Raw genomic sequence first — 26775 nt, forward strand, 5'->3', positions numbered from 1 at the left:
TTGTATATACGATCAAAAAAGGGAGAGATTGTTTATCATAAATAAAAAATAAATTTAATTTTATGCGCTTCAAACTTTATCATACAGTTGTGGGTTATTAAAACTGACTGTATGAATATGTTTAACCTTAATCTTTACAATTTTTTTTACTATGGCAGGAAATATAACACTTACCATGATTAAACCCAGAGCAGTAGAAAAGAACCATATTGGTCCAATTCTAGGTATCATCAACGAGCATGGGTTCAAAATCAAAGCAATGAAGTTAACCCGGTTATCCAAGGCACGTGCAGAACAGTTTTATGCGGTTCATAAAGGTAAACCGTTCTACGAAACACTGACAGAATTTATGTCGTCCGGTCCTATTGTAGCCGCGCTTCTGGAACATGATGATGCTGTTACCGAATTCCGTAGTTTAATTGGGGCCACAAATCCCGATAATGCCGAAGAAGGTACCATTCGGAAACTTTTTGCGGAATCAATGCAGCATAATGCAGTGCATGGATCCGACAGCGATGAAAATGCACTGATTGAGGCAGCATTTTTCTTTTCAGAAACAGAACGCTACTAATTTTTTGAATTAGTTCAGAACATTTAATACTTCTTATTGTTATTTAAATGAAATTGAAATAACGAAGTATAATGGAGAAATTGTGTCCGATTACATTTAAAAGCGTAGATAATAATGTTGCACGATTAAATTCGTCATTCATTATTGTTCTTTTTGCCTTGTTTTTTGCAACCGGGAGTCCTGTTGTCATTGGGTTTATCTTTCTTGACTTCCTGGTCAGAGGCTTTTGGGAATCTGCATTTAGTCCTGTATCAAGAACCAGCAAGTTTATTTTAAGCAATTTTCAGATAAAACCTAAAATGATTAATGCAGGCCCTAAAATTTTTGCAGCACAGGTAGGAACGTTTATTTCCGGTGCCGTATTGTTCTGCTCGGTTACGGGATTCAGCACAATAGGTTGTTACTTTGCAGGTGTTCTTGTATTCTTTGCCCTTTTGGAATCGGCATTTTCTTATTGTGTAGCTTGTAAACTTTATCCTTATTTAAGAAAAAGATAATTCTCAACAGTACATAAAAAATGCCCGGTGTTTGCCGGGCATTTTTTTATTCCGTAATATCAGTTATTTAACCAGTTGTGGAAGGTAACAAGCTATTAATCCAAGGTATTGTTTCTCTGACTTTGGTGTGGTTGAAATAACTTTTTGCCTGAACATCTGTTCCCTGTCAATTCGCTTTGCCGTAACATCTTTATCCAGTTTCCTGAATTCCTTATCCATTTTGGTTAAACCAAATACATTGTTCTTTTTTGCCTTGTACTGCAATTCCAGCTTATTACCGTACACAACATAATTATGGCAGTTATCACCCTCGCAAACTCTTACAACAAAAGTTTCATCTGTGTTTTCATATTTGATCACAAAAATTTTAAAATCGTCGTTCGACTTATCCAGATCCTTATACACTTCATAGTCACCCATTGAAGTGAATGTTTGTCCCTTCATCATTTTCTTTTCAGTAGCCTGGGCTGCAAAAGCCAGACAAATAACTCCTACTAATACTATAAGTTTTGTTTTCATGGCACTTGATTTAATATTCTGAACCAAATGTATAAAGCATTCTTACACCGTTCACTGAATTTTCAGTCTACCGCTGGTTTGAAGATACAAACGATAAACACCAATGTGCCAACAACTTCTGTTTCTGATCCAAGGTTGTTCACAACTCGTATTTATACGTTCCTGTAATGGGTCGGTCAACTCAGAATTAAACTTATAACACATACATTTGTTATTACATGTGATCATCAAAATTTTTACGTCATGAAAAAAAACATGGGTGCCATTGACAAGGTAATAAGAGTTATTATTGCTCTGACAGTTGGCGTACTTTATTTCACAAATGTTGTTACGGGAACTCTGGGTATTGTACTGCTTGTGATTGGAATTATTTTTCTTCTGACCAGCCTTGTAGGCACATGTCCACTCTATTTACCATTTGGAATTAGTACACAAAAAAAGAAATCTTAACCGTAATGTCTAAAGTTTTTGATCCGAAAAAACTACTGAAACTGGAATCGGAGGACCGCTATAAAGCGGTTCCTCCTAAAGAAACTCTCATTAAAACAGGACTAAAACCTGAATATTCTGTTGCCGATATCGGATGTGGAACGGGTTTTTTCAGTATCCCTGCAGCAAAATATGTTAATCCGAATAAGGTTGTTGCAGCCGATATTTCAGCTGAAATGCTGAATTTTGTCAATAGCCGCAAAATTGATGAAGAAATAAAGAATATTGACGTGGTAAAGATGGAACCAATGATAATTCCTTTACCAGACAATACATTTGATTTTACGTTTTGTTCTTTTGTGCTTCATGAGGTGCCGGACCAGGAAAAATATCTTAATGAACTTTTACGCATTACAAAACCCGGTGGCCGTGTTGTTATCCTTGAATGGCAGGTTATTGAAACACCTTCAGGCCCTCCTGTTAACATTCGGATTGAACCGGAAAAACTGAATGAATATATTAAATCGGAAACTGTGACATCAAAGGAAATGATGGTGATCGGTGACTGGTTTTATGCCACTATTGCTCATAAACGCTGATTCAGGTGACGTTAACAGAACCGTTATAATTCAGTGCCTTCATAACTGAATTTTTATAATTCCTTCCTATTGGTAATTCCTTCTCTTTAATTTCTATAATACTTGCACTGAACGCCGTAATATGCGGAACCGACACAATATAAGATTTATGAATTCTTAGGAAATCATCTGCCGGTAGTTTATTCTCAAGTTCGGTAAGACTGGCTTTTGTAATAATCCGTTTATCTGGCATGTATATTCTTACATACTCACTGTAACCCTCTATATAAAGAATGTCTTTCAACGGTATTTTCTTTACCATTTTATTCTCTTTCACGTAAATGTAAGAATCATCCGGGCCTTTTATTCCCTCGTTCACCTGAACCGTATCACTTTTGGTCTGGTAAAACTTATTCACCGATTTCAAAAACCGTTCAAACGTGATGGGTTTCAGCAGATAGTCCACAACATCCAGTTCAAACCCTTCAAGAGCGTGTTCCCTGTATGCGGTTGTAAATATTACTTTTGGCGGATTCTTAAGTATTTTCAAAAATTCGATTCCACTTATTTGCGGCATATGTATATCAAGAAACATCAGGTCAACTTTGCTATTATGCAAAGCTGTCATAGCTTCCATAGCATTACTGCAAACACCAACCAGTTCAAAATCTTCCAGTTTGGACACATGATCTTTCATCAGCTCCTGGGCCAATGGTTCATCATCAACTATAATACATTTGTTCTTCATGATAAAAACGATTGATGAATGAATACGCTAAAAGATGTAATAATTCCCCTGTGGTTTCCCCGTTTAATATCTGAGTTCAGAAGGTTCATTCTACTCAATTTTTTCAGGTATCAGTTGTAAAGTTACAAATTTATTGATTACAACAATTCAGCGTGTGTTTATCAACGAACAACATAATTCACAGGGTTAACGACACACATTACGGTTTAAAATACGTTCACATACCAAAATCGCGAAGGCAATATTACAATAACCTGATTCAATGCCACTTATCCATTTCTGACATCTTACATACTACGGTTGATTGAAAATTAACCTTATATTCGATGATCCGTTTTAGTTTTAAAGCTTAAATATCTTAAACAGACGGAATAATTCGGTAATTTTGAAACATGGATAATTATAGCCTAAGTACTGTTATATGAAAAGACTACTGCCTATATTAGTTGTCTTATTTGTTATATCAGGTTGTTCCGATAACAGAAAAGCAGAATATCTTTTAAAACATTTTATAGCTACGCACGAAAAAGGACTGGAACAATTGCATAAAGAAAATGCTGAGATGCTTTGGGATAATTATACCAGTCATAAAAATCCTGATAAATATTACTATAAGGCCGACAGTATACACAAACTTTTTAATCAAAAAACAGAAGCCGAATTAAATATCAGGGCAATATATAACAATATCTCGGAATATGATTTTCTAAACCGGTTGCGAAGTTCAGGTCTTGTTAGTGATCCTATATTAAAACGTGAACTGGAGAAGTTGTATGATCAGTATGCATGGGCAAGGTTTGATTTTTATACGCTCACAGACAAGCAAGCCCAGCTGGCTAATAAATTCTATGATCTGAAAAGGAGTAAACCGGAAGGTGATGACATTCAGTATTTGGGAAGTGACTCAATGTTGATGTATGACAGGAGAAGAAATGAACTGATTGCAGACTATAAAGATATCATCAGAGGAAAAAACAGTGCAGCAAAAAAGGCCGGATTTAAAAACTTCTGGTCTTACTGGCTTGATAAAAACGAACTATCAAATCAGGAACAGGAAAAAGTAATTTCAGCAATTGATAGCCTTACGCGCGGCGATTACCTGAAATTTAAACATACAATTGACAGTGTTATAGTTACGAACAAAGGTATTTCGCCAAATAAAATCACATACTCAGATTTTTACCTTAATGTATTAGAATTGACCCACCCTGACAAACCCAAAATTAACTTGAGTGAAGATTCTATAGAAAACACTCTCATAAATTACTTTAATGACAAAGGGTTTATAGACGGTAACATTTACTCAAACAGCGATATATGGTGGAGTAATGACAAGGTCAGAGGTAGTTTTGTAATCAATATGGATAACAGGGAAGACGTACGCATATATGGTTCTTTCAAACCTGGATTCTGGGACATGGTTAATCTTTTGCATGAAACGGGACATGCCTTTTATTTTAAAAATGTTGAACAGGACATTCCTTTTATGCTGCGTGAACCTAATCTTGCAATGAATGAAGCTGTTGGATTTGCTTTTCAATCTCTGTTTATTGCAGACCCTCAACTGACGGATCGTTTAGGTTTGAATCCTTTAAAATCAGAATATTTCAGCGATCTGAAAAATCCATACATGCTTTTTATGACGAGGGATTTGCTGGTCAGAGCCGAACTGGAAAAGGAGATTATTAAGGATCCGGATCAGGATATCAATAAACTATTCTGGGCACTGAAAAAGAAATATTTCTATTATGATCAGCCGGATGTTGAAAAAGTTCCGTTATGGATTCAGGATACGCATATCATTCATAATTCAGGAATTTACCAGGCATATATATATGCGGCAGCCATTGGAGGTATGTTGCTTGAAGAAGTAAAACACAATGAAAAATATGGTGAATGGATGACCGAGGACATCTTTAGATATGGCGATTCCAAATGTTGGAGAGATATCATAAAAGATGCTACAGGACAACCATTTACTCCGGAATATATCAGCAACTTATACAAATAAGTTGTAACATAATTGGGGAATTATGGCATCAAGTAATTACAAAGGACTTTTAAATGTAATATACCACAGTATATTCTGGTTGGTATACTGCCTTTTTATGGCTTCCTTAATCGGCATTAACGGGCAACAACCGTTCTGGCTTGTTTTTACGCATTACCTTTCAGGCATTCCTGCATTTGCTTTGTTTGCCTATACAATGTTAAAATACTTTGTCCCGGCACTGCTTACTAAAAAACGGAATTACCTGGCTGTTGCTTTAATTGTGACAGGCACAACAATTGCTTCGGGAATACTTTTTCTGTTACTGAATCATTTCGTGTTTTATGGTATATTCTGGCCTCATGCACTCGCCCCGGAAAAATGGTTTTCATTCAATCTGTTCATACAGTCACTTTTACCGGTTTGGATTCCCTCAATGTTCCTTGTTACCCGAAAGTTTACATCCGAATGGTTAAAAGAATCAAAAGCCAAAACAGAGTTGGAAAAAGAGAACCTGCAAACAGAACTAAAAATGCTTAAAAACCAGCTAAACCCTCATTTCCTGTTCAATACGCTTAACAACCTCTATACGCTGGCTCTAATGAAATCTGATAAAACTCCGGAAATGATTTCGAGGTTGTCAGATATGTTCCAGTTCATACTGTATGAATGCAATACGCCGGTTATTACACTAAAGAAAGAAATGAATCTGATCAACAACTATGTCAAACTGCAGCAACTCCGGTATGGTGACAGGCTGGATTATTCCATTCAAATCGATGTGGGCGTGGATAATTTCAGGATTGCACCTATGATCCTTTTTACATTTGTAGAGAACTGTTTTAAGCATGGAAGTGGTTCTGACCCCGGCATACCGTGGATAAAACTATCATTTGAACGCAAAGGTGACAAGTTGTTGTTTATTGCAGAGAACAGCAAACCCGGGAATTCCCAATCCCATAAAGCAGAAAAAAAAGGTATCGGCCTTTCCAACATGCAAAAAAGGCTTGAACTTCTTTATTCGGGTCACTATAAGCTTGACATAAACGAGAATAACAAAGTCTACAAAGCTGAGTTGCTGATGGAGGAATTATAAAATTATTCCGTCAGAATGTCTTTGAGATCAACAATTACGAAACTGCCATCCTTTATTTCGTATAAAACCTTCTTTGCGATGATCTGATTTGCTGAAACAGATAACAATGCAGCTGCTTTACCTGCCGGATTCAGAATTATGGTTTCCTTATTATTGGCAAATATATTGTACCCATACTTATTGCTGCGGTAGGGAAGATAATTCTCTGCCAGAACCAGATTTTTAACAAACTCAAAATTATGATCTATAACAACAAGATTATTATCACGAGTACTGATCAGATAATATGTATCCGGATCAATAATTTTACTGCCCTTAACATCTTCAGTTTTCAGATAAATTTTATCATTTAAAAAATGATTAAATGGATCAAGCACATTAATTAGAAATGATTTTTCCTCTATAACAGAACCGTCAACTAAAGAAAACGCTTTCATTTTGTCCTGATATAACACTGTCAACCTATCGTCCTGAATTTTCGAATCCAGAATCAGCTGATCATCTGTATTAAACTCTTTAACAAATAGTTGCTTCCCGTTATTCGGATTAAATGCAGTAAGATAAGGTTTACCATAGGATATTTTTTCATTCCCGTCTCTTGTATCCACACTCTGATCATAAACGTTCGGATCCAGCGGACCAACCGATGTTTCATTATACGATGCATATCCTTTATTAAAAAGATACAGTCTGTTGTAGCGGATAAATAATTCTGAACTACTTGACTTCCCCGATGGTATAGCAAATGTCCACTGAATATTTCCATCCAGATCGATTTTAATCAAATTATCCTTTGATGCAAAATAGATATAACCGTCTTCATTTAAAAGGTTTGAGCCAACATTAGATATTACTTCATTCTTCAGAAATACCCCTGAATACTTTGTAAATGCATATACATCAGATACATGATAGACGTCATTATTCACTATTTTTGTTTCATTCTCGCCTGTTATCATATCGTAATCCCAACCTTTGCCTGTTTTCAGATTTATGGTATGCAAACCGGCAGCAACAATAAGAATAACTGAATCGTTAATATGAATAATCTGATTGCTCCAGTTATACTGTTCACTTATTTCTCTTTTCCAGATAACTTCTCCGGTTTTCAGATCGACACCTTTAAGCATGTTTGTTACACCAATAGCCGAACGGTATGTATAACCTATTCCAACGTTCATTAGTGGATCAATATATTTCAGGTTTACTTTAGCATCCCACAATTCATCTCCATCACTTATCTTCAGACAGTTTAAAATATTATCCGATTCCAGAAATATATTATCGTTGTACTGCAGCACTTTGCTGTTTACATAATTTATGGACTTACTCCACTTTATATTGTCATCCTTAATGCTGAAGAGAATAAGGTCGCCACGGTTCTTAAGCCATTCTCCACTTTGGTTAACACGTTGCTGAACAACTGTAATAGAGTTGGTCAGGGTATCCAGATACGATTTCTGAATGACGCCCGGAAATTTGTATTCTTTTGCCACAACGGCTTTTCCGCTAATTAAATTTTTCCCTGCGTTATTTTCACTTACTTTTAGCTTTACCGAAGAAAAAGCCAAAGAAGAAATTAAACTGAAAATAATCAGAAATATAGTTGATGAATTTTTCATTGTTGATAAATATTCTACGTTGATCCATACATAAAAAGTGTCCCTAAGTTATAAAAAAAGAAACAATTTCAAAACTGAAAAGATTTCTGATATTGTAGTTTTCATGATGTTTATAAAACATTAACCCAAAGTATTTATTCAAAATAGATTTCCTCTTTTATTACGATCCTTTTTTTACTTTCTTTGTAGATATTACTACCAATTACATAATTATGAAAAAACTAATAATTCTTGCTATTTGTCTTTTTACGATAAATTTTTCTTTGCTGCATGCCCAGGACACAAACTGGGGTGTTGATTTTTCAGATGCCATTATGTATCGCTATCCCAATAACATTAACGATATGACAGGAAAAGGCTGGGAATATTCTAACAGCATTGTGTTATATGGGATGATAAAAATATACAACTACACCCATAACCCGGCTTATTTGGATTATGTAAAAAAGTATGTAGACAGTTATGTAAGTGCTTCAGGCTCTATAACTTTTAATTCTAACGCCAATAATCTGGATCATCTCCATCCCGGATTGCTGTTAAATTATCTTTATAGGGAAACAGGTATAGAGAAATATAAAAAAGCCGCAGATATTATACGAAGTGAATTTGACAAACAACCGCGAAATCCTTCCGGTGGATTTTGGCACAAACAGATTTATCCTAATCAGATGTGGGCAGACGGAATTTATATGGCCGAGCCTTTTTTACTTGAATATGGTTCAATGTTCAACGACATGGAATATGCCACTAATGAAGCAACTAAACAGACCACTCTGTTGGCAGCTCATGCATACGATGAGAGCAACCATTTAATCTATCATGGCTGGGATGAAACCAAAGCTGCATCCTGGGCTGATGCTAACGGTCGTTCTCCCGAAGTGTGGTCAAGGGGAATGGGCTGGTACTGCATGGCTTTGGTTGATATGCTGGATATTCTTCCAACTGATCATGCAAAATATCAGGATTTCATTTCTCTTGTACAGGGTTTGGCTCAGGGAATTAAAGAAAACCAGGATAACTCCACAGGACTGTGGTACCAGGTAGTTGATAAAGGGAATCTCTCATCAAACTGGATTGAGACATCAGGCAGCGCCATGTTTATTTACATGCTCAAAAAAGCACGCGATAAAGGTTATATTGATGCAACGTACGACGATGTAATTGCTAAAGGATGGGAAGGTATACAGGCAAAGATTACCATGGATAACAAAAATATGCCGGTTATCAATGGGTTTGTAGGTGGAATGGGGATTAAAGATGATTATGCAACGTATGTGGCGCAGTCAACCGTGAGTGCACCACCGTCCAGTCATCCTCATGGGTATTGCGCCATTCTTTCGTTGTCTTCGGTAATGGAATGGCCCAAAGAAAGAATTTACGATCTGAACATTGACATTGTCAGTAGAGGAAATGTAATCAATCCATATGAAAACACAGCCTACATGCCGGGAGAATACATTAAACTGACGGCCCGACCTCAAACAGGGTATCAATTTGATGGCTGGACCGGCGATGTAACAGACACAGATTCTGTAATCTATGTAAAAATGGATGCCAGTAAAAATATTACTGCGAATTTTAGTTCAATAACTCCGATTAAAAATGTAACTTCTGAAGCGTTAAACGTTTTCCCTAATCCGGTTCATAACAAACTACATATTACTACAGATGAACAGGTAATGGAATACCAGATACTAACAGTGGGAGGAAAAGTAGTTCAGGCAGGAACATGTACAACAGCATCTGAGAATACTATTTCAGTATCCGGCTTACCTGTTGGAATGTATGTATTAAAATCAGAGCATTCGCAGGCCAGTTTTATAAAAGAGTAAACGGATAAAACCAAAGAATGGGCATCCGGGTTAAACAATAATCTCCGGGTTCATAAAATTTCACTAAAATTCAACATTTTATTGAACAAAGAACACCTTTATGGTTTTATATACATTGAAATTTAAAACCAAAAAAAATGAGTAAAGTCACATTAAAAGGAACCCCGGTCAACACTATAGGTGCATTACCTGAAGTTGGACAATCGTTAAAAGATTTTGAATTAACCAAAGGAGACTTATCAAAAGCTAAACTGGCAGATTATAAAGGCCAAAAACTAGTTTTAAATATTTTCCCAAGTCTGGATACAAGTACATGTGCTGCATCGGTACGCCGCTTTAATAAAGAAGCTGCAGATTTAAATAATGTAAAGGTATTATGTATTTCGAAAGACCTGCCATTTGCACAAGGTCGTTTCTGTGGTGCAGAAGGTATTGAAAACGTAGAAACGCTTTCAGATTACGTAACCGGTAAATTTGGTAAAGATTACGGCGTTGAAATCGTTGATTCGCCGCTTGTTGCTTTGTTATCAAGGGCTGTTGTCGTAGCAGACGAAAATGGCAAAGTTTTATATACAGAGCAGGTTCCGGAAATTACGGAAGAACCAAATTATGAAGCAGCACTGAGTGCTTTAAAATAAAATACTAATCATTGCAAAAAGATCCGCTCAATAAATGGGCGGATTTTTTTATGGTTCAAAGTCACTGGGAAGATAAGCTCCATAGCGTTTTTTGGCAATGTCACCATTAAAAATCAATTCTCCACCTCCAGGGAGTGTACCGTCCTTTCTTATAACACAAGTATCTTTACCCACATATAAGAGCGAATATGATTCAGGCCTCAATCCGGTTAAAATTCTCCAGGATGCGTCATCGTTAAATTTAGATAAGTTGATTGGCTTAAAGTTATTGGTATAGTAATAAATAATCATTTCACGCCCTTTCATGCCTGTTATATATGCTTCATCATTTTCGTATGTAATACAACCACAGGAATCAAGGGAAAACTGATCCATTGTTTTAACAGAATCATTTTTGGAATATGTAAAAACATCGTACCCGTTTTCTGCCAGTTTATTTTCATACAACGAACGCATGAAATGCATAATAGAATGATAATACACCTTATACCTGTTTCTTCGGAACCGCATTTCCTGTAGTCTGGAAACCTGGTCGTAAGCTTTAAAGTAGGTATATCCGGCATTATTTATAACATTCATTCCAAGCTGCGGGTCATATGCTTCAACGAATTTTACCATATCATACTGCAGCAAATATCCCAGTCGTGGCAAATCAATCTGTAAGGGAGCTGTTGCCTTAACTTCAAAAGATTTGATTTTATTAATCAATTCCTTTTTGGGTGCATCATCTCCAAAATATTCACTTCTAAAGACCAACACACTGTCATTGAGGATTTCTGCATTTTCTCCCCAGAAATTATTCCCAAGAAAAATTTTTTTGAAATAGGTCATATTCTTTGACCTTAAATTCTCACTTTGCACGTTGATTTGTGAAATTTCGATATTTTTGGGTTCCAGGTTAATTTTCAGATTTCTTGAATATTCGGGCGTTATATCTAAAACTACCAGTTTATAGCTCAGGTGATTAATTACAAGCTGGCAGTTATCAATTTCATAATTCAGACTAAAGTATCCATCTGTACTGCTTATTGTACCAATAGTGGTTCCATTGATGTATACTGCAGCATATTCGACAGGCTTACCGGTATCGGCATCCATAATATTTCCTGTAATTTCAACAGAGTAACTCCTTGCAAATACAGCAAAAAGGAATATTAAAACGAGTGTTGATTTCATACTGCAATATCCGGTTATTTTAATGAGGTTATATCTAAAGTTGAAGTTTATAACATACCGGATAGAAGCAAGTTTTATGCCAGTAATTATTTAATAATTGTATTCCTCAAGTAATTGATTAAACACTTCAGTATCATCATCGATGATAATAACAATTTCTTCCTCAATACCCAACCTGAATGAATCCCGGGTTTGAAGATAAACTCTATCTCCATCCACATCTACATAAAATTTAACCGGGAATTTATTCGGCAGTCTGATATCATAATAATTGTAGGTATTATCTAAATGTAACGCTTCAGACCTTTGACCAGGCAACAATTCAGAGGCAACCCTTACCGTACCCCACTGAGCATTTCTAATGACAGCGTCAGAAAGACTATTTTGAATTTTAATAGAAGACGGTTCTTCCTGACAGGAGGATACGAGTAGAATAGCAAATACTATAAAAATAAACTTTTTCATAATCTCAGGGATTTACAATAATTTCAATATCACCAACATAAGAACTGGTTGCATTCTCCACCACGGTAAAATCAGAAAACACCTGCACTTTCCGATCAAGCAATTCCTTGTTATGGTTAGAATATTTAATCTTATTAATTTCACACACATATGCTCCCGGAGTAAGTACAATCCGGTCTTTAAGATATTGTACAAACTGGCCCGCAGTTTCCAGCTCATCCGGCGAATAATCATAAGGTGCTACGACCAGATAGTCGATTTTTTTATCTGAATAAGATAAATCGTTAATCACCCGGGATGTTAGCCCAGTGGTATCATGAAGCTCAGAAGTAAAGCATCCCCAGTACCTGGCATCAACGAACAACTTAACACTATCAATCCGTTCAAGATTCAGATATCCGTTTTCTTCATCCTTCAGACTAATTACGAAGGTAATCTGGCGGAACTTATTGGGACTATCAGGATCATCCACGACCACATCATCAAAAGAAATATAATCTGAAGTCCCTTGTGTTGAACAGGAATTTACTATTGGTAATATTATAATCAGTGCAAACAGGTAAAACTGATGTTTCATGATGCAAGTTTTTCAGGTTAATTTTAACTTCAACAGACTGCTTAACAGGTCAAACAATTCATTCAAATAAAAATAAGCAATTTAATATAAATAACAAATTTTATTCCACCACCTTTTATGCAATAGAAAACAGAACATCAAGATGTAACGTAAATGATAGAAATTAATCCTATAACAGCGGTAAAGTCACGGTAAAAACAGAACCATCTTCTTTCACAGAAATTGATTTCCCCGCCAGCATTTTATATTGGGCATCCAAGGTTTTCAATCCGGTTTGCGTGGAGTACGTTGTATCTTTTTTATTCAGGTTATTCTGAACACTTATAAAATTATCGTCAGAAGTAATTTTTACATTAAGCGGATGATTACGGTTCACGGCGTTGTGTTTAATGGCATTCTCAACCAGCAACTGCAACGCCATTGGCGGTAATTCTTTCTGAAGATCAGAATCCTTAATGTGTATTGCAACCTGCAATCCCTCACCAATACGTTCCTTATGAAGTGCAATATAAGAATGAAGAAACTTTACTTCTTCCTGCAAAAGCACCGTTTTCTGATCGTGACATTTGAGCATATACCGGTATACATTGGTAAAATTCTCTGTAAAGACCTCAGCATCATCAGGACTGTAATGTATCAGCGACTTTAGTACACTCAGGTTATTGAAAAGGAAGTGTGGATTCAGACGGTCCCGTAACTGATTGTAGTCACTCATGAGTTTAGCCTGTGTCAACTCATCAATTTCTTTTCGGCTGTTGAGGTAATCTCTTGTCAAATTTGACAATATGATAATCAATATGTGAATTAGGATTATTAACAGACCGATGATCAAGACAATCTGAGTTACATGGAGCGTTAAAAGATTTACTTCTCCCAACAGTTTTTCGGCAAGTTGGATCCATGCAAAAACCAAAAGAAGTGTAACAGCAAAAACGCTCAGAATCTGTATATAAAGGCTTTTCCCAAAACGTTCCCATTTTCTGAATAAACGGATAATAAAAAGATTAACTTCCGTTACACTGTTGAATGCCAGTACTGCTATGGTGTAAATTGTCAGTTTCAGTTCAGCCGGCAGAAGTTCCCATTTGGTCATTACACCGGTAATATAAATAATGATAATTGCCGATACAGATATGACAAGAGAACGTATCAGAACATATTTGGGCTTATATGTGCCGATATTTACAAAAAAATCAAAATTACCTGAACCAAACATATTGCTTTTTATTTCCCCATCCAGATTTTAAATTCGCCCGCTTTCAGCCTGCTGACAGTAATCACGAAGCCAGTCGGAGGTTTTGTCTCAACTATCAGCTTTCCGCCAAGGTCGTTATTCAGTTTACATACGGAATCTATATTTACAATAATTTTCCGGTTCGCCCTGAAAAAACGTTCCGGATCCAGTTCCGATTCCAGTTGTTCCAGGTTATAATCCAATATGTATTCTTTTCCCTCAAAATCAACGGCAAACGTCAGTTTATTATCACTGTAAATATAAGCAGTATCCTTGGTTTCCAGTTTTTGATATCCATGAATACCGGAGATCAAAAACCGTGTTCTGTTTTCCCTCTTACCGGTAACTATGGAGTTGAATAAATGCGAGATATATTCCTTGTCCTTCTGCAACGTGTATGAACCGGATCCCTCTAAGGCCTTCAGTTTTTCAAATTTTAAAAATGCCTGTTCCAGATCCTCCACATTAATGGGTTTCAGAAGATAATCAATACTGTTGACCTTGAACGCACGAATCGCGTACTCATCATAAGCCGTCGTAAATATAATCCGGCTGTCCATTTCTACGTCAATCTGCTTAAAAATTGAAAAGCATATGCCATCAGAAAGCTGTATATCCATGAGTATGAGATCCGGTGTTGAATGTTGCTGCAACCACAAAACGCTGTCCTCCACACTTTCGAGCACAGCTTCAATATTCCACAACGGACGAAGCTTTTCAGTCATTCCTCTAAGCATACGACTGTTGTGTGCTTCATCCTCAATAATAATCAGTCTTATGTTATCCCTGACTTTAGTGTGCATTATAAAATAAAGGCTTCTAAATGATAAAGATATAATAAAAATAATTTATTCACTCCGACTGAACCTTTCTTTCCCATCCTACACTTTTATCAAACAACTGGCATCAGGTTTAAAAATCGTAACAATCTGATCCTTAACCCAAAGGCATTATCATTCATTTTTCAAACTGATTGGTCACCTTGTAATAGTTGCTTTCCTTAATTTTAAAATCTGTCAACGCATCAATTTTGTCGCTGTATGCCTTCTGCCATTCAGCTTTCGCTTCAAGCACATTAACCACTGTCTCCATGCCAAGGCTGTAATTATCGTCGCAAACTTTCATGTTTTCATTGGCCTGATCCAAAGCTTTTCGAGTCATTTCAATGCGTGTCCAAGCATCCTGATAATTCAGGCGTGCCTGTTCAATATCGAGCATTAACAGCTCCTGTGCCTGTTGCAGTTCAAGTTGTTTTATCGTATAATCTGCTTTAGCTGATGCCACCTTCCCTTTGCGCTCACCAAAGGTGGTGATCGGTATTTTCACATTGGCAATGGCGCTGAAACCATGAGAATCATAGTTACTCATGTTTTCCAGTCCCACATTAAAATAGTTATATCCGGCAGACACACCGACGGTTGGCAGGTAATCACCCTGCACCATTTTCACCTGTTGTTCTGCAAGTTCTACCTGGCCCTGCAAAAGCTTATACTCCTCCCTGTCAGCAAATGATCCATGAGCCAGATGATCCGGATCAAACGACACATTACTTATGCTGTCATCAATCTGAATGGGTGAGAACAGGCCTACCCCAATTACTCTGCAAAGTGCCATCCGGGATAATTTAAGACCGGAGGCTGCTTTTTGAACCTGAAGGGTGGCATCGTTGTATTTTACCTGAACCTTCAGCAATTCATTCCGGTTCACCATACCCGTTTCGTAACTGTCATTCACTGTTTTTACAACCGCCTTCAACAAATCCTGGTATTCTTTGGCCAGTTTATATTTCTCCTGAACAGATAAATAGGTAAAATACATTTTATCCGTTTCAAAAATTACCTCATCCTCCTTTAGCTGTTTGTTATCAGAAGCCAGATTTTCAGCTATTCCGGCCATTCTGTTTCCTGCCAGAATCTTTCCACCAGCATAAATAGGTTGCTGTGCTGAAATGCCTGCAACAGCACCACCATACAACGTGATATCCAGTGGCAGAAAAGCATACGTATTGAATACAGGGTTTCCGTCCGGTCCGATAATGGGTTGCCCCGTAGCAGGATTAATGGCAATATTGGGCTTTAACTCCCCTGTTGTCATATCAAATGTTTTGGTAGGAAGTGTCAGTTCGGTCTGCAGTTCATGTCTGGAATACATACCGGTAGCCGACGCAGAAATATTCGGAAACCAGGCTGAACGTGCAGTAGTCTTCCCAGCCTTAGCCTTATTCATATTCTGTTCAGCAATTTTAATGGCTTTACTGTTTTCCAAAGCCATTGCATGGCACTGATCCAGATCCAGATTCAGCTTTAATGTATCCTGAGCTGCCAAGGAAACTGAGAACAGCACTGCCCAGCTATACATAATTATCTTCTTCATCTTTTTTCTCATTTTAATAAATTCAGGACTGTTTAACGGCTTCATGAATACTTACTCTGAAGAACACCGAATACAGGATCGGCACAAAAATCAGCGTTACCATGGTACCTACTATCAGACCGGCAATGATGGCCACGGCCATAGAGGCATACATCGGATCGGTTAATAAGGGGATCATTCCGAGAATAGTGGTCAGAGATGCCATAATCACAGGCCTTACCCTTGATATCGTCGCATCTACAACTGCATGGTAAGCAGAGGTGGAAGATTTCAATCTAACCCGTATTTCATCCAGCAGTACGATGGCATTTTTGATGATCATACCTGACAAACCAATTATACCGACTATTGCTATAAAGGATAAGGGCTGACCAGCCAGTAAAAGTCCGGGAACTATACCGATTACCGACATAGGAAGACACAGGATAATAATAAGTGGCCTCCGATAATCATTAAAAAGCAACAATAAAATCAGAATGATAATGCCTGCAGCCAGTGGCACAAAGCTCAGAATTTCCTTCATTGCATCTGATTTTAACTCCGACTCACCAACCCAGTTGAATTCGTAACCTTCAGGTAAATCAATGCTTCGGATCTGATCATCTATTTCAGCCTGAACCTCTGCCGGACTATGGCCGTCTATCGGATCACACTGTGCCTGTATGGCCCGTCTTCCATTCAGACGTCTCACCACCGGTTCTTCATAATCCATCACAACACCATCAGTTACCGAACTTAAAGGCACGGCTGTTAAGGTCTCCTTCAGAATATCGTTCATATTGGTTGAACCGGTAACCAAGCCCGTTATCGTATTCATACTAAGACTTGCTCCCACATTAGGAATGGTACTCCATACCGGAATATTATTCAGGTCTTCAATCCGGTTTCCGTTTTTATCCCGTAATCTGAAAATAACCTGCAACGGATTTTCTCCTTCGTATACTTTTGCTACAGGCAAACCGTCAGTGGCGGCAAGAAGGGCGTTGGATATATCGCTTCGGGTCACTGAAACACGGTTAGCCGCAGTTGGATTATAAACCGCCCTAAGTGTTTTTGCCATTGGGCTCCAGTCATCGTTCAGGGTATATTTGTCTACATGTGGATTCTGCAACATAATAGCCTTGGCCTGATCACTTAATCGTTTCAAAACTGCCGGATCGGGACCAGTAAACTGAGCCTCTATTGTATGTGTTGACTTAATTGACAGATTATATTTTCTAATCCGCGACTGTGCTTCGGGAAAGTGCGTATGCAGGTATTTACTGAACACCGGACGCATTTTCAGCATGGTTTCATAATCTTTAAAATTTACAATCAGTTCCCCGTAATTATCTGCATTCTCAAACATCATGGCCCGGACAAGTGCATAATGCATTGGCGACATACCCTGACTGGTCACCACCATTTTTACCTCATCGTAGGTATTAAAGTGATCGGTAATTTCTTTCAGTTTTTCATTAACTTCATCAGGCGTGCTACCCTTGGGAAGTGCAAACTCTATATAAAACTGGTTGTAATTGAAATCAGGGAAAAATGCTTTGTCCACCTTAGAGAAATTCCATACTGCAATGCCAAGCAGCAGGAAAGTTACCAAGATTGTTCCGGAACGATGATGCATAGCAAATTCCAGAAATCGCTTCATTCCCCTGTACAATGGTTTATTAAAAGGATCCGAAACTACTGTTTCCTTTTTGGGTTTCTTCTTTCCTTTTTTAAAGAAAATAGCCGTAAATACCGGGACCTGGGTCAGTGCCAACACCCAACTTATCGACAATGAAATAGCCAGAACAAGAAACAGGTCGCGTACATAAGTTCCTGCGGTATCCGGCGAGAGATAAACCGGCAGGAAGGCTGTAACGGCAATGAGTGTCGCCCCCAGCAGAGGTATGGCCGTTTGTTTTGTTGGTCTGGTATAGGCGCTCTTCCCTTTCCTGCCCTGTTTCAGTCCCACCAGGATTCCATCCATAACTACGATGGCGTTATCTACCAGCATTCCCATCGCCACAATAAACGCCCCAAGTGAGATGCGCTGTAAGGTACCATGAGCAATCAGTAAAAACGGAAAGGTAGCCAGAATTGTCAGGATCAGACCGGTACCGATAATAATACCGCCCCGTAATCCCATGGTGAACATCAAAACCAGGATGACAATAATCACAGAAAAGACCAGGTTCCACATAAAACCATTAATGGCGGTATTCACTTTCTCGGGTTGAAAGAAGACTTTTTGAAACGTTATTCCCTCAGGAATTTGTTTCTTCAGTTCCGCCATCTTTTCTTCCACTCGTTTACCCACAACCAGAATATTGTCTCCACTCTCCATGGAAAGACCAATCCCTATAGCTTTCTGATTGTTGACAAACATGGTGTTACGCAAGGGTTCGCTGTAACCTTTTTCAATAGTCACTATATCACCCAACCGGATCGATTCCCCTGTTACCGTCTTTATAAGTATATTTTCGAGATCCTCCTTTGTTGTTGCATTATTATCCACCTTAACCCTAAGCTGCTGGGTTCCGCTGATCATGTTACCGGCATAAAGCTCTTTGGTATAATCATTAAGTGCTGTAAAGATCTGAAGTGGCAAAATGCCCATCTCGCTCATTTTATCGGCAGTCAGCGTAATGTTCATCACAGGCTTCTGCTCACCGTAAATATCAATTCTACGTACACCTTTAACGTCGGTCATATTCTTCTCGATAAAGGTGGCATAATTGGTCATATCCTGGTACGAAAAGCCATCATCTGCTATCATGGCATAGAACATCCCGAACACATCTCCTTTATCGTCGTATACCATAGGCGTTTGAACACCCTCCGGAAGTTTAGGCATGGCCATATCCAGTTTATGCCTTAAGATATCCCAGCGCTGTGGAATCTCTTTTTGCGGAACCGTCATTTTAAGTTCCACCTGGATAATGGATACGTTGGCTTCCGAGCGGGAATGAATTTTATTGAGATCAGCCATCGCCGACAGTTCCTTCTCAAGAACGTCAGTCACTTTAAGTTCCACATCATGGGCTGAGGCCCCCGGATAGACTGTCACCACGTTGGCCACCATTACAGTGATTTCCGGATCTTCGAGTTTCCCCAGTCGCATATAGGAAAATATCCCTCCCAATATTATCGCGACAAGAACAAACCAGAAGATTTTTTTCTTCTTAAATACTAATTCTGAAATATGCATGATGTGGATAATTAAAGCAGGTTACCAATATTAGTCTTGCTCTCAGGAGCCACAATCCGTACCTTTTCATTTTCCTTCAAAAGGTTCAGGCCGCCTTTCACAACTTCATCTCCGGGGTTTAATCCGGACTTGATATTTATGTTACCATTGTTCAGGACACCGGATGTAATAATCTGCCGTGCATGCACCAGGGAATCATTTACAAGCCATACATAACTTTTACTGTTACGTTCAAAAACCGCACTGCCCGGAATACTGGTCACTGTTGTATCCTGTGCCTTATAGGTTACATGAACCGACACGTTCATTCCAGGCGCCAGTTGGGTGTCGCCTTCTGGATTATAATACAGATAAAGTTTATACAAACCGTTATTATTGGCCTTTTTATTAAAGCCCGAAGCAACAAGGGGGAAAATACGGTTGGGAATATCTTCCTGCGTACAGTTTATTTCCGTTATTCTGTCCCGCTTAATGTAAAGTTCTGCCGGCACATTAATATCCACCTTAAACGAACTGATGTTGATCAGCGAAGCTATCGGTGTTCCGTGGTTCACCAGTTCACCCTCATCAAACATCACATCTGAAATATAGCCGGAGAAAGGGGCGTACAGTTTAGTGTCCTTTAGCTGATCGTATGCATTTTTTAGTTTGACCTCGGCCATCTCCTTTCCGGCCTTCATTTTTTCGTAGTCGTTTTCAGACACGCTGCCTCGTTTTCTCAGTTCTGCAATACGGTCGTATTCAGACCGCAGCTGTTTGACCTGCGTTTCAATGGCATTTTTCTGAATCTCATAATCTCTTGTATCCATCTCGGCAACAAGCTGATCTTTCTCAACGAAATCCCCTTCCTTCACATAGATCTTTTTTATGGGACCTGCCACACGAAATGCCAGGTTAACCTGGTCAAGTTCTTCTATTACACCGGGAAATTGTTCCTGCCTGTCTGCAGAAATCTCAACAGCCCTAGCTGTTTTTACCAATTTTAAATACCCGTCTGTTGTTTCGCTTTTATGTCCGCATGATGCGAAAGACAAAAAAAATACCGCCATAAAGAGATTTACAGCGGCATTTGAGAGTGTACTTCTACGTACCATTAATTCTGGTTTAATATGTTACTATTCCTTGGAAAACTCATGACAAATTTAAGGTGCCCCGAGGGACTGAATGTAACAATCAGGCGTGCTTATTACCCAAATGCAGGAATCAGGGAGTGAAGTGAAAGCAGGAGTGAATGAAATATATAATTTCAGGTTAAAAACGTTGAGACCAATTGAGGAATATTAAATTGTTCCCCAATTAATAAAAGGGTTAACCTGATTTTGATAATGATGAACAATGCGTCTTTTCAGCACAAAAAGTATTCAATATATCTTAATGAAACGTTTGACATCATCTTGAAAGATATATAAAACTACCTAACCTGAGAATTAAGAGTATCCCCTTTATTGAAAATAACTCCTGCTAACCAAGAATATCTCTGATTTCTTTTCTCTATGTAGTGACTAAAAACTCGAATCAAGCTCAAACACAAACCACGATCCACCTTCATTAATCTCACGGAAATCGATTTTCTTTACTGATTTCTTTATAGGCGGGAAAAAAAGCTTATAAAAAATTTGACCATCTTTTGCTTCATCGGACAAAATACGTTCATCAATATTAGTGCCTTCTGCGGATGTAACAAACAAATTTTCTCCTCCTTCGCTATCACGAATACAGGATTTAGAAGGAATATAAATCCAACTCTCTTTGGGGATTTGTACCTGAAAATGTAATATGGTGGCAGTGTCACACAATTCAATTTTAGTAATATTAAAATTGCCCGATTTGGCTGTATACCCAGGATTATCAATATATTGACAATTTCCATCTTTACCTTTTTTCCCAGACTTTACCGATTTATCTACTCCAATATCGCTGGCAACATTAATTTCAAAGAAATGCCAGAAGTTCCCGTCTTTTCCTGAACGGTAGTCTATATTTTGCACTTCCTTATCAATTTTGGGAAAGTAAAGTTTTACAGATTTAAAATTAATACCCAAATCGTAATATGATTTATTGATTTCAATTCTCCCAAGACTATCCACAATTGATATTCCAGATGGTTGTACCTTTTTATAAAGTATATATACTCCTTCTGCTTTTTGCACATACAAACGTTCTCCACCCAAACTATTTATAATATAGGTTTTGGGTGAAACATGTAAAGCCCAGTTGGAATGATGTAATGCGCTTATCGTAACTATCGTGTATTCGTTTGTGATTTCAACACCTGACAATTCAACGTATTCTGCATTTTTAGCTTTATATTTCGGATGAGAAAACTTCTGAGCCCATATATTTCCTGCGCCCGTGACTAATATCATAAAAGTGATTATCAGTATTCCTGTGATTTTGGTTCTTTCTGTATTCATAGTTCTTTTAATTATTGAGTTGTTAATTATATTTTACTTTAAACGTCCAAGGTAAAGCCTGTACTCCTTTGGTTTTTTTCCCGTATTCAATTTTTATACTTTCCACATCATCTTGAATGCCGGCTAAATCCAACCGGTCAACTCCCAGACGAATCATACTTTCATTTTCTACTTCTTTAGGATTCACATAATCTTCATCAGTATTCCCTTTTTCTGTCACCGGTTCCTTTTCAATATACACTATTCTGGTTTTATAAACGGTATCAATTTTCGGTGGTTGATTTTTTAAATTCATCAATTGTTTTTTTACTTCCGACATATCTTCTTCCAGTAAGCTATTGTTATTAATTCGTTGCTGTAATTCAGTCCGGAGCCGGGCAATCTGCTGATTACGATTTTTAATACCGCTGTAGCCAAAGGAAGCTATTAAAATTATTACTACCGAAGCAGCCGCAAGTGTCCATGCCGGGATGCTTCGTGCTTCATTTGGCAAATTTGCTTGCACATTTTTCCAAACCTTATCCTTCCCATTTTCAATATCCTTACTGATGGAATCATTGAATTGGTTTTCCATAAAGGACTTAAACCGTTTTTCTATTTCTGATAATTTCATCTTTTGCTAAATGTTTTAGTTTTTTCACAATAAAACTGCGCGCCTTAAACAACTGACTTTTTGAGGTTGAGATACTGATATTCAATTTTTCAGCAATTTCCTTATGAGTATACTCTTCCACCACATACATCAAAAAAACAACACGATATCCATCCGGCAAGGTATTAACTACGCCTAGAAAAAAATCCATATCAATGCTTCCTTCTACATCTGCGGTGATTTCCAAATCGGTTTCATACATTTCCTCAGAGATTCCAATCTTTTTTTTCTTTTTAAGCATCCGGAGTGCTTCATTAATCACGATAGTTTTGATCCATTTAATCAAGCTTCCTTCTTCGCGAAATTCAAATGTATCTGAATACCTAATAACCCTAATAAAGGCTTCGCTTAAAAGATCTTCTGCATCTTCCCGAAGTTTAACGTAACGCACAGCCACTGCGTACATGGACTTGTAATACTGTTCAAACAGGATTTGCTGACCTCTTTTTGTGTGCAATATTTTAACTAAACGTTGCTCTTTCAAAGCAAGTAATTTGATTTTATTAAAGGGAACCTCAAATTATAATAAAAGGTTGCCTGCGAAAATATATTTTGTGAATTAACAAGGTAAGGGATTTGCTAAAATTTGTAAACAGAAGGAAAGGCTTGCTTCTCAACGTATTTATTAGACCTACCCATCCGGGACATGCGGAAAAAATGATTTCCCTTTCGTTTTAGCCTCCTCAATTAACCTTAGTATAGAATCATTGACCTCAATTCCGTAATCAATAAAATATCTGTTTTGTCCCAGAGATAATATCACAACATATTTTTCCCCTTGCTGAAGCCGGAAATAAGTATCATCGGAATAATGATTCATAGTCATTTCAATACGCCCCACTGTGTCAGTCCCAATCGTATCTCCGTTAATGTCAAAAGGATATAATACCTCTTTGGTTTCTTTACCTTCATAATTGTTTATTGAAAACTCCTGAGAAAAAATAGTATCAAACGAAATGAGTTGATCTTTATCTGGTTTAAGAATGGAATCCACATCAATTTGGTAGCGCTCTTTAACCAGGTCATATCTCACATGCATTCCATCATTTGCAAGAGAATCAAAATGACTTAGATAAATGGTATCAATATGATGTACAGAACAAATTAAGACAAGATCTGCATCGAGGAACCATCCGGCGATATCAAAGCTTGTAAAAACTCTTACAGAAAATGCCGACAGAACAGTTAAAAATGCCAATACCAGAACAATAAGGATTCTTTTCATAAAAGCCGTCTTTAAGCATCAATTTCTTTCACAGTCTGATCCAAACAGGAACAGGGTCAGTTCTTTAAAGAATTAAAGGTAAGGAATTTGATGAAATTTGCAAAGGGGATAGTGGGTTTACTGATCCGATGACTTCGAGTCATCGGATCAGTTTGTTGATGTTGCTTTGTGAATATTCAGCATCCTGCAATTGGCCGACAAGAGTACTATCTCATTAATCATCTTTTCTGCTCGGCCATGGATTTACATGACGTTATAATCACAGGGCTTCACCCTGTGTTATATGCCTATTGACCTTTGGCCAATTTTGTAATCCTGAATTGGCAGACTGCAGCTTTGCCTGAAGGGCAAACACAGCAATAGCCCGGAGTGAAGCTCCGGGTTTATTGATGTAGAGGGAATTAATAAACCGGGCAATAGCGCAATTAATCCTGATGCAGCATTTGTCGGTTTTGTTCAGGATGTTAATCATTGATGCATAATGAATATTCTGCTTTCTGCAATTGACCGACAAGAGAAATATCTCATAGAAGAACTTTTCTGCGAGGTCATTTTTATTTACAACAAAAACCCCGGGTGTTACCCGGGGCTATTATAAATATTGCCTTTCAGGCAATTTCTGGTTTGTTACTGATCCGATGACCTAAAGTCATCGGATCAGTTTAAATTTTTAACCTTTATTTCTTAAGTATGGTTTGTCTGAAGATTCCTTTTCCTGTATAGACTTTTATTAGGTAAGTTCCCTGGTTTAATTGGCTGACATCAAGAGTTTTTACGTTTCCGCTAATGTCATTGATTAACTGCCCACTCAGGCTGTAAATCTCCACATTTTGTACTTCTGCTTCGCTAGCAATATTCAGCGCTGCACTTACCGGATTCGGATACAACTGCACGTTAACTGCATTTGGATGATGAATGTCACTGGCAAATTCAATGCTCATCAGGAAGAGATTAGCCACATCAACCTTAGTAATTTCGTATGTGCCGGCAGTAAGTGTCGCCGTCATCACGCCATTGCTGATGGCATAAGCTGTTCCGTTAATATTGATCTCACCTGAAAAATCTTCGTTAAATACCAACACTAATGTTGCATCTTCTGCAATGGTAAACGATACGCTGGTGCCGGATTCTATCTTCAGACACTGGGTCAGCGTTAAGCCGCCATAGCTTACGGTACCTTTGGAATCCGACAGGTTCCCTGTGATATCAAAGAAATCACTTGATAAGCCTGATAAAGTGAAGTTATGCACCACATCACCGGTTATCTCACCGGTACCTCCTCCGGTTCCGCCACCTGATGCAACACTATCGCCCTGAACAGCAACCAATGTGGTTTCGTAACCTGTTAAAGCTGCTTTTAACGCAGTATTCACAGCATACGACTGATCATCTACTGCATTATTGAACGTCCATTTAAAATCACCTCCATTTACACGACCGGCCCACTGCATCACGGTATTTCTGGCATCCGCCGGAGTCTCTGCAGTATAGGTATACATCACTGATGAATTGGTATCGAAATTATTATAGGTATTGCTGCCATAAGACGATTTTACTGTTGCAGGAACAGTTTCGTCACGAGTAGTTGCCACATACGCGTCAAAATCAACGGTCGGATTAGGATATCCGGCATCACCATAAGGCACAAAGCGGCGTTGTCCTTCCATGTAGTTATTAAACGCCTTGATTGTTCCACCATCTTCTTTTGAGAATGTTGGCATATCTGAATAATCGTTGCTCTGCGTGCTTTCGTCGTACACATCCGACCCCTGCATGGATGTCAGCATCGGGTACCTGCAATGGCGGAAATAGTTGCCTTCCACAAACACAGACGATCCCAGTGTTGAGCCAACACCGTATTTTGCAATCCCATCGTAATAGTTGTTATATACATGAGCCGAATAATAACGCACACGCGGGTGACGGGAATCGGAATGGTCGTACCAGTTATGATGATAGGTGATAAACAATCCCTGGGTGGTTCCTTCACTCAGACCCAACAGGTTGCTTTTACCGGTATCCCAGAAATGGTTGTACGAAAATGTCACATAGGTGGATTTTTTACAATCCAGAGCACCGTCTCCTTTGGCCTGATCCGAATCACTTCCGGCATCACCGTAAAAAAAGTCACAGTGATGTACCCACACATAATCATTGTCCTGCTGCAGACCAATGTCATCACCTTCATTGCTGTTGCAGTTCATCAGGCCAATGTTCCGAATCTCAATATTCGATGCATTTTTGACCCGGATGCCCCAACCGTCTGCCACTGCATCTTCTCCTACACCTTCCAGGGTGATATAACTGGCTGCATTATTATCGTTTTCAATCACGATATCGCCTTTATCAAGGTATTCCGGATCGGTAATCTGACCAACCAGACGCAACACCAGCGGACGATTATCATCACCTTTCTTAAATCCTTCCAGGATCATTTCCAGACCAACGCACGGATTCTCATTGGCGCCGGTCACTTCCAGTGACACTTTATCTTTTGTGTTCTCTGTAATATACAGAACAACCGCATTATCTTTCAGCGTTCCGTCAGCTTTATAGGCTCCGGGAACCCTTCCGTTTGAAAATGAAAAACCGGTTCTGTCGTGAGCCAATACAGTGAGTGTCGCAGTTTCTGTAGCTTCGCCTTCTACATCCGAAATCACCGGAACAATTTTTAGGGTGTAACTACCGGCTTTCAGCCCCAACACGTCCGCACGAAAATACGAACCATAATCACGGATCAGTTGCGGATCGATTTGTTGATCAGTTATTCCTTCACCGGAATAATACACATTGTAGCTGTCGGCATTTTCAACAGGTTGCCATTTTACATAAGCAGATTCCAGCCAGCCGGCTGCATCATCAATAGTTACGGATTGTGCCAACATCGACACAGTCGTTAGCACAATGCTAACAAGCACCATAAGTCTTTTTACCATCATTACGTTTTTTTCA

Annotated in this window: 24 protein-coding genes; 8 read left to right on the forward strand and 16 right to left on the reverse strand. The window is 38.3% G+C overall.

Annotation, left to right across the window (positions count from 1 at the left end; translation table 11 throughout):
- Positions 1 to 151 precede the first annotated feature (151 nt).
- The gene (gene ndk / locus ACE01N_RS07305) at positions 152 to 571 is read left to right on the forward strand and encodes a nucleoside-diphosphate kinase (RefSeq protein WP_375728316.1); all 420 of its coding nucleotides are present in this window, start codon (positions 152 to 154) and stop codon (positions 569 to 571) included.
- Between the two features lie 71 nt (positions 572 to 642).
- Positions 643 to 1068 carry a DUF4395 domain-containing protein gene (locus ACE01N_RS07310; RefSeq protein ID WP_380586424.1) on the forward strand — a complete coding sequence of 142 codons (426 nt, stop codon included), beginning with the start codon at positions 643 to 645 and terminating at the stop codon, positions 1066 to 1068.
- A 63-nt stretch (positions 1069 to 1131) separates the two neighbouring features.
- Here the strand turns inward: ACE01N_RS07310 and ACE01N_RS07315 are convergent, their stop codons facing one another.
- A complete protein-coding gene (locus ACE01N_RS07315) occupies positions 1132 to 1587 on the reverse strand; it encodes a hypothetical protein (RefSeq protein ID WP_380586427.1) in 456 nt (151 codons plus the stop codon).
- A gap of 243 nt (positions 1588 to 1830) precedes the next feature.
- Here ACE01N_RS07315 and ACE01N_RS07320 point away from each other — a divergent pair, with 243 nt between their 5' ends.
- Both ACE01N_RS07320 and ACE01N_RS07325 read left to right on the forward strand, forming a co-directional pair.
- Complete coding sequence (locus ACE01N_RS07320) at positions 1831 to 2037, forward strand: YgaP family membrane protein (RefSeq protein WP_380586430.1); 207 nt, start codon at positions 1831 to 1833, stop codon at positions 2035 to 2037.
- Between the two features lie 5 nt (positions 2038 to 2042).
- The gene (locus ACE01N_RS07325; RefSeq protein WP_380586433.1) at positions 2043 to 2615 is read left to right on the forward strand and encodes a class I SAM-dependent methyltransferase; all 573 of its coding nucleotides are present in this window, start codon (positions 2043 to 2045) and stop codon (positions 2613 to 2615) included.
- 1 nt (position 2616) lies between these two features.
- On the opposite strand, the gene ACE01N_RS07330 is transcribed toward ACE01N_RS07325, so the two are convergent.
- On the reverse strand, positions 2617 to 3342 hold the full coding sequence (locus tag ACE01N_RS07330) for a LytR/AlgR family response regulator transcription factor (RefSeq protein ID WP_380586436.1): 726 nt from the start codon (positions 3340 to 3342) through the stop codon (positions 2617 to 2619).
- 421 nt (positions 3343 to 3763) lie between these two features.
- On the opposite strand from ACE01N_RS07330, the gene ACE01N_RS07335 reads away from it, so the two are divergent.
- Both ACE01N_RS07335 and ACE01N_RS07340 read left to right on the forward strand, forming a co-directional pair.
- Positions 3764 to 5353 carry a gluzincin family metallopeptidase gene (locus ACE01N_RS07335; RefSeq protein WP_380586439.1) on the forward strand — a complete coding sequence of 530 codons (1590 nt, stop codon included), beginning with the start codon at positions 3764 to 3766 and terminating at the stop codon, positions 5351 to 5353.
- A 97-nt stretch (positions 5354 to 5450) separates the two neighbouring features.
- A complete protein-coding gene (locus ACE01N_RS07340; RefSeq protein WP_380586442.1) occupies positions 5451 to 6428 on the forward strand; it encodes a sensor histidine kinase in 978 nt (325 codons plus the stop codon).
- Positions 6429 to 6430: 2 nt separating this feature from the next.
- On the opposite strand, the gene ACE01N_RS07345 is transcribed toward ACE01N_RS07340, so the two are convergent.
- The gene (locus ACE01N_RS07345) at positions 6431 to 8050 is read right to left on the reverse strand and encodes a hypothetical protein (protein ID WP_380586445.1); all 1620 of its coding nucleotides are present in this window, start codon (positions 8048 to 8050) and stop codon (positions 6431 to 6433) included.
- Positions 8051 to 8262: 212 nt separating this feature from the next.
- Here ACE01N_RS07345 and ACE01N_RS07350 point away from each other — a divergent pair, with 212 nt between their 5' ends.
- Both ACE01N_RS07350 and tpx read left to right on the forward strand, forming a co-directional pair.
- Positions 8263 to 9882: a glycoside hydrolase family 88 protein gene (locus tag ACE01N_RS07350; protein WP_380586448.1), complete on the forward strand. Its 1620-nt coding sequence runs from the start codon at positions 8263 to 8265 to the stop codon at positions 9880 to 9882.
- Positions 9883 to 10019: 137 nt separating this feature from the next.
- Positions 10020 to 10520, forward strand: coding sequence for a thiol peroxidase (gene tpx / locus ACE01N_RS07355; protein WP_375728306.1), 501 nt, complete (start codon positions 10020 to 10022; stop codon positions 10518 to 10520).
- A 48-nt stretch (positions 10521 to 10568) separates the two neighbouring features.
- Here tpx and ACE01N_RS07360 read toward each other — a convergent pair whose 3' ends face one another.
- From ACE01N_RS07360 to ACE01N_RS07420, 13 genes are all read right to left on the reverse strand, one after another.
- On the reverse strand, positions 10569 to 11696 hold the full coding sequence (locus tag ACE01N_RS07360; RefSeq protein ID WP_380586453.1) for a carboxypeptidase-like regulatory domain-containing protein: 1128 nt from the start codon (positions 11694 to 11696) through the stop codon (positions 10569 to 10571).
- A 90-nt stretch (positions 11697 to 11786) separates the two neighbouring features.
- Positions 11787 to 12161: a hypothetical protein gene (locus ACE01N_RS07365; RefSeq protein WP_380586456.1), complete on the reverse strand. Its 375-nt coding sequence runs from the start codon at positions 12159 to 12161 to the stop codon at positions 11787 to 11789.
- Between the two features lie 4 nt (positions 12162 to 12165).
- Positions 12166 to 12738, reverse strand: coding sequence for a hypothetical protein (locus tag ACE01N_RS07370; protein WP_380586459.1), 573 nt, complete (start codon positions 12736 to 12738; stop codon positions 12166 to 12168).
- A 169-nt stretch (positions 12739 to 12907) separates the two neighbouring features.
- The gene (locus ACE01N_RS07375) at positions 12908 to 13954 is read right to left on the reverse strand and encodes a sensor histidine kinase (protein WP_380586462.1); all 1047 of its coding nucleotides are present in this window, start codon (positions 13952 to 13954) and stop codon (positions 12908 to 12910) included.
- An 8-nt stretch (positions 13955 to 13962) separates the two neighbouring features.
- A complete protein-coding gene (locus ACE01N_RS07380) occupies positions 13963 to 14775 on the reverse strand; it encodes a LytR/AlgR family response regulator transcription factor (RefSeq protein WP_380586465.1) in 813 nt (270 codons plus the stop codon).
- Positions 14776 to 14929: 154 nt separating this feature from the next.
- Positions 14930 to 16345: a TolC family protein gene (locus ACE01N_RS07385; RefSeq protein ID WP_380586468.1), complete on the reverse strand. Its 1416-nt coding sequence runs from the start codon at positions 16343 to 16345 to the stop codon at positions 14930 to 14932.
- Positions 16346 to 16367: 22 nt separating this feature from the next.
- The gene (locus ACE01N_RS07390; RefSeq protein ID WP_380586471.1) at positions 16368 to 19532 is read right to left on the reverse strand and encodes an efflux RND transporter permease subunit; all 3165 of its coding nucleotides are present in this window, start codon (positions 19530 to 19532) and stop codon (positions 16368 to 16370) included.
- Positions 19533 to 19543: 11 nt separating this feature from the next.
- Positions 19544 to 20626: an efflux RND transporter periplasmic adaptor subunit gene (locus ACE01N_RS07395; RefSeq protein WP_380586474.1), complete on the reverse strand. Its 1083-nt coding sequence runs from the start codon at positions 20624 to 20626 to the stop codon at positions 19544 to 19546.
- Between the two features lie 408 nt (positions 20627 to 21034).
- Positions 21035 to 21946, reverse strand: coding sequence for a hypothetical protein (locus ACE01N_RS07400; protein WP_380586477.1), 912 nt, complete (start codon positions 21944 to 21946; stop codon positions 21035 to 21037).
- A gap of 22 nt (positions 21947 to 21968) precedes the next feature.
- Positions 21969 to 22559 (reverse strand): hypothetical protein, encoded by a 591-nt coding sequence (locus tag ACE01N_RS07405; protein ID WP_380586480.1) that lies wholly within the window; start codon positions 22557 to 22559, stop codon positions 21969 to 21971.
- Positions 22528 to 23082, reverse strand: coding sequence for an RNA polymerase sigma factor (locus tag ACE01N_RS07410; RefSeq protein WP_380586483.1), 555 nt, complete (start codon positions 23080 to 23082; stop codon positions 22528 to 22530). The genes ACE01N_RS07405 and ACE01N_RS07410 overlap by 32 nt, the downstream gene beginning before the upstream one ends.
- A gap of 147 nt (positions 23083 to 23229) precedes the next feature.
- Positions 23230 to 23823, reverse strand: a complete 594-nt coding sequence (locus ACE01N_RS07415; RefSeq protein ID WP_380586486.1) for a hypothetical protein — start codon at positions 23821 to 23823, stop codon at positions 23230 to 23232.
- 677 nt (positions 23824 to 24500) lie between these two features.
- Entirely contained in the window at positions 24501 to 26762 is a 2262-nt protein-coding gene (locus tag ACE01N_RS07420) for a pectate lyase family protein (protein ID WP_380586489.1), read from the reverse strand.
- Between the last annotated feature and the right edge of the window lie 13 nt (positions 26763 to 26775).

It is taken from the genome of Quyinboa ferrireducens, from assembly GCF_042436675.1.
Classification (GTDB): Bacteria; Bacteroidota; Bacteroidia; order Bacteroidales; family UBA5342; genus JBHJHP01.

Coding starts and splice junctions, on each gene's coding strand:
- ACE01N_RS07365 (WP_380586456.1), bottom strand. CDS start 12,161: ATGAAAAAGTTTATTTTTATAGTATTTGCTATTCTACTCGTATCCTCC.
- ACE01N_RS07420 (WP_380586489.1), bottom strand. CDS start 26,762: ATGATGGTAAAAAGACTTATGGTGCTTGTTAGCATTGTGCTAACGACT.
- ACE01N_RS07340 (WP_380586442.1), top strand. CDS start 5,451: ATGGCTTCCTTAATCGGCATTAACGGGCAACAACCGTTCTGGCTTGTT.
- tpx (WP_375728306.1), top strand. CDS start 10,020: ATGAGTAAAGTCACATTAAAAGGAACCCCGGTCAACACTATAGGTGCA.
- ACE01N_RS07390 (WP_380586471.1), bottom strand. CDS start 19,532: ATGCATATTTCAGAATTAGTATTTAAGAAGAAAAAAATCTTCTGGTTT.
- ACE01N_RS07395 (WP_380586474.1), bottom strand. CDS start 20,626: ATGGTACGTAGAAGTACACTCTCAAATGCCGCTGTAAATCTCTTTATG.
- ACE01N_RS07415 (WP_380586486.1), bottom strand. CDS start 23,823: ATGAAAAGAATCCTTATTGTTCTGGTATTGGCATTTTTAACTGTTCTG.
- ACE01N_RS07360 (WP_380586453.1), bottom strand. CDS start 11,696: ATGAAATCAACACTCGTTTTAATATTCCTTTTTGCTGTATTTGCAAGG.
- ACE01N_RS07320 (WP_380586430.1), top strand. CDS start 1,831: ATGAAAAAAAACATGGGTGCCATTGACAAGGTAATAAGAGTTATTATT.
- ACE01N_RS07345 (WP_380586445.1), bottom strand. CDS start 8,050: ATGAAAAATTCATCAACTATATTTCTGATTATTTTCAGTTTAATTTCT.
- ACE01N_RS07330 (WP_380586436.1), bottom strand. CDS start 3,342: ATGAAGAACAAATGTATTATAGTTGATGATGAACCATTGGCCCAGGAG.
- ACE01N_RS07405 (WP_380586480.1), bottom strand. CDS start 22,559: ATGAAATTATCAGAAATAGAAAAACGGTTTAAGTCCTTTATGGAAAAC.
- ACE01N_RS07380 (WP_380586465.1), bottom strand. CDS start 14,775: ATGCACACTAAAGTCAGGGATAACATAAGACTGATTATTATTGAGGAT.
- ACE01N_RS07325 (WP_380586433.1), top strand. CDS start 2,043: ATGTCTAAAGTTTTTGATCCGAAAAAACTACTGAAACTGGAATCGGAG.
- ndk (WP_375728316.1), top strand. CDS start 152: ATGGCAGGAAATATAACACTTACCATGATTAAACCCAGAGCAGTAGAA.
- ACE01N_RS07375 (WP_380586462.1), bottom strand. CDS start 13,954: ATGTTTGGTTCAGGTAATTTTGATTTTTTTGTAAATATCGGCACATAT.
- ACE01N_RS07310 (WP_380586424.1), top strand. CDS start 643: ATGGAGAAATTGTGTCCGATTACATTTAAAAGCGTAGATAATAATGTT.
- ACE01N_RS07335 (WP_380586439.1), top strand. CDS start 3,764: ATGAAAAGACTACTGCCTATATTAGTTGTCTTATTTGTTATATCAGGT.
- ACE01N_RS07350 (WP_380586448.1), top strand. CDS start 8,263: ATGAAAAAACTAATAATTCTTGCTATTTGTCTTTTTACGATAAATTTT.
- ACE01N_RS07385 (WP_380586468.1), bottom strand. CDS start 16,345: ATGAAGAAGATAATTATGTATAGCTGGGCAGTGCTGTTCTCAGTTTCC.
- ACE01N_RS07315 (WP_380586427.1), bottom strand. CDS start 1,587: ATGAAAACAAAACTTATAGTATTAGTAGGAGTTATTTGTCTGGCTTTT.
- ACE01N_RS07400 (WP_380586477.1), bottom strand. CDS start 21,946: ATGAATACAGAAAGAACCAAAATCACAGGAATACTGATAATCACTTTT.
- ACE01N_RS07370 (WP_380586459.1), bottom strand. CDS start 12,738: ATGAAACATCAGTTTTACCTGTTTGCACTGATTATAATATTACCAATA.